This window comes from Pseudomonas sp. Irchel s3b6 (assembly GCF_900187415.1).
Classification (GTDB): domain Bacteria; phylum Pseudomonadota; class Gammaproteobacteria; order Pseudomonadales; family Pseudomonadaceae; genus Aquipseudomonas.
This window is the reverse complement of record NZ_FYDM01000033.1, coordinates 1-3,367: the sequence shown is the minus strand read 5'-3', so window position 1 is coordinate 3,367 and position 3,367 is coordinate 1. Positions and strand designations below refer to the sequence as shown.

At 50.9% G+C, this 3,367-nt stretch carries 2 rRNA genes; both read left to right on the top strand.

What is annotated here, in order from left to right:
• The first annotated feature begins 177 nt into the window (after nucleotides 1-177).
• Nucleotides 178-3,071: ribosomal RNA gene (locus tag CKW07_RS25005) — 23S ribosomal RNA — on the top strand.
• Between the two features lie 156 nt (nucleotides 3,072-3,227).
• Nucleotides 3,228-3,343: ribosomal RNA gene (rrf, locus tag CKW07_RS25000) — 5S ribosomal RNA — on the top strand.
• Nucleotides 3,344-3,367: the final 24 nt, after the last annotated feature.

Sequence of the window (3,367 nt, the reverse complement as noted above, 5' to 3'; positions counted from 1 at the left end):
AAGATTAGATCGTTCTTTAAAAATTTGGGTATGTGATAGAAAGATAGACTGAACGTTACTTTCACTGGTAACGGATCAGGCTAAGGTAAAATTTGTGAGTTGCTCTTAATTAAGAGAGCATGCGAATTTTCGGCGAATGTCGTCTTCATAGTATAACCAGATTGCTTGGGGTTATATGGTCAAGTGAAGAAGCGCATACGGTGGATGCCTTGGCAGTCAGAGGCGATGAAAGACGTGGTAGCCTGCGAAAAGCTTCGGGGAGTCGGCAAACAGACTTTGATCCGGAGATGTCTGAATGGGGGAACCCAGCCATCATAAGATGGTTATCTTGTACTGAATACATAGGTGCAAGAGGCGAACCAGGGGAACTGAAACATCTAAGTACCCTGAGGAAAAGAAATCAACCGAGATTCCCTTAGTAGTGGCGAGCGAACGGGGACTAGCCCTTAAGTGGCTTTGAGATTAGCGGAACGCTCTGGAAAGTGCGGCCATAGTGGGTGATAGCCCTGTACGCGAAAATCTCTTAGTCATGAAATCGAGTAGGACGGAGCACGAGAAACTTTGTCTGAATATGGGGGGACCATCCTCCAAGGCTAAATACTACTGACTGACCGATAGTGAACTAGTACCGTGAGGGAAAGGCGAAAAGAACCCCGGAGAGGGGAGTGAAATAGATCCTGAAACCGTATGCGTACAAGCAGTGGGAGCCCACTTTGTTGGGTGACTGCGTACCTTTTGTATAATGGGTCAGCGACTTATTTTCAGTGGCGAGCTTAACCGAATAGGGGAGGCGTAGCGAAAGCGAGTCTTAATAGGGCGTCTAGTCGCTGGGAATAGACCCGAAACCGGGCGATCTATCCATGGGCAGGTTGAAGGTTGGGTAACACTAACTGGAGGACCGAACCGACTACCGTTGAAAAGTTAGCGGATGACCTGTGGATCGGAGTGAAAGGCTAATCAAGCTCGGAGATAGCTGGTTCTCCTCGAAAGCTATTTAGGTAGCGCCTCATGTATCACTGTAGGGGGTAGAGCACTGTTTCGGCTAGGGGGTCATCCCGACTTACCAAACCGATGCAAACTCCGAATACCTACAAGTGCCGAGCATGGGAGACACACGGCGGGTGCTAACGTCCGTCGTGAAAAGGGAAACAACCCAGACCGTCAGCTAAGGTCCCAAAGTTATGGTTAAGTGGGAAACGATGTGGGAAGGCTTAGACAGCTAGGAGGTTGGCTTAGAAGCAGCCACCCTTTAAAGAAAGCGTAATAGCTCACTAGTCGAGTCGGCCTGCGCGGAAGATGTAACGGGGCTCAAACCATACACCGAAGCTACGGGTATCATCTTCGGATGATGCGGTAGAGGAGCGTTCTGTAAGCCTGTGAAGGTGAGTTGAGAAGCTTGCTGGAGGTATCAGAAGTGCGAATGCTGACATGAGTAACGACAATGGGTGTGAAAAACACCCACGCCGAAAGACCAAGGTTTCCTGCGCAACGTTAATCGACGCAGGGTTAGTCGGTCCCTAAGGCGAGGCTGAAAAGCGTAGTCGATGGAAAACAGGTTAATATTCCTGTACTTCTGGTTATTGCGATGGAGGGACGGAGAAGGCTAGGCCAGCTTGGCGTTGGTTGTCCAAGTTTAAGGTGGTAGGCTGAGATCTTAGGTAAATCCGGGATCTTAAGGCCGAGAGCTGATGACGAGTGTTCTTTTAGAACACGAAGTGGTTGATGCCATGCTTCCAAGAAAAGCTTCTAAGCTTCAGGTAACCAGGAACCGTACCCCAAACCGACACAGGTGGTTGGGTAGAGAATACCAAGGCGCTTGAGAGAACTCGGGTGAAGGAACTAGGCAAAATGGCACCGTAACTTCGGGAGAAGGTGCGCCGGTGAGGGTGAAGGACTTGCTCCGTAAGCCCACGCCGGTCGAAGATACCAGGCCGCTGCGACTGTTTATTAAAAACACAGCACTCTGCAAACACGAAAGTGGACGTATAGGGTGTGACGCCTGCCCGGTGCCGGAAGGTTAATTGATGGGGTTAGCTAACGCGAAGCTCTTGATCGAAGCCCCGGTAAACGGCGGCCGTAACTATAACGGTCCTAAGGTAGCGAAATTCCTTGTCGGGTAAGTTCCGACCTGCACGAATGGCGTAACGATGGCGGCGCTGTCTCCACCCGAGACTCAGTGAAATTGAAATCGCTGTGAAGATGCAGTGTATCCGCGGCTAGACGGAAAGACCCCGTGAACCTTTACTATAGCTTTGCACTGGACTTTGAATTTGCTTGTGTAGGATAGGTGGGAGGCTTTGAAGCGTGGACGCCAGTTCGCGTGGAGCCATCCTTGAAATACCACCCTGGCAACTTTGAGGTTCTAACTCAGGTCCGTTATCCGGATCGAGGACAGTGTATGGTGGGTAGTTTGACTGGGGCGGTCTCCTCCTAAAGAGTAACGGAGGAGTACGAAGGTGCGCTCAGACCGGTCGGAAATCGGTCGTAGAGTATAAAGGCAAAAGCGCGCTTGACTGCGAGACAGACACGTCGAGCAGGTACGAAAGTAGGTCTTAGTGATCCGGTGGTTCTGTATGGAAGGGCCATCGCTCAACGGATAAAAGGTACTCCGGGGATAACAGGCTGATACCGCCCAAGAGTTCATATCGACGGCGGTGTTTGGCACCTCGATGTCGGCTCATCACATCCTGGGGCTGAAGCCGGTCCCAAGGGTATGGCTGTTCGCCATTTAAAGTGGTACGCGAGCTGGGTTTAGAACGTCGTGAGACAGTTCGGTCCCTATCTGCCGTGGACGTTTGAGATTTGAGAGGGGCTGCTCCTAGTACGAGAGGACCGGAGTGGACGAACCTCTGGTGTTCCGGTTGTCACGCCAGTGGCATTGCCGGGTAGCTATGTTCGGAATAGATAACCGCTGAAAGCATCTAAGCGGGAAACTAGCCTCAAGATGAGATCTCACTGGAACCTTGAGTTCCCTGAAGGGCCGTCGAAGACTACGACGTTGATAGGTTGGGTGTGTAAGCGCTGTGAGGCGTTGAGCTAACCAATACTAATTGCCCGTGAGGCTTGACCATATAACACCCAAGCAATTTGACTACTCGAAAGAGCATCAGATTGCGGTGTGTGAAGACGAAACGAACCGAAAGTTTGCGACTCACAAAACGCACTGACTATTACATACCCAATTTGCTGAAGCGAGGCCAACTGGCCACGACTCAGTACCCGAATTTCTTGACGACCATAGAGCATTGGAACCACCTGATCCCATCCCGAACTCAGCAGTGAAACGATGCATCGCCGATGGTAGTGTGGGGTTTCCCCATGTGAGAGTAGGTCATCGTCAAGATTAAATTCCGAAACCCCTATCTGC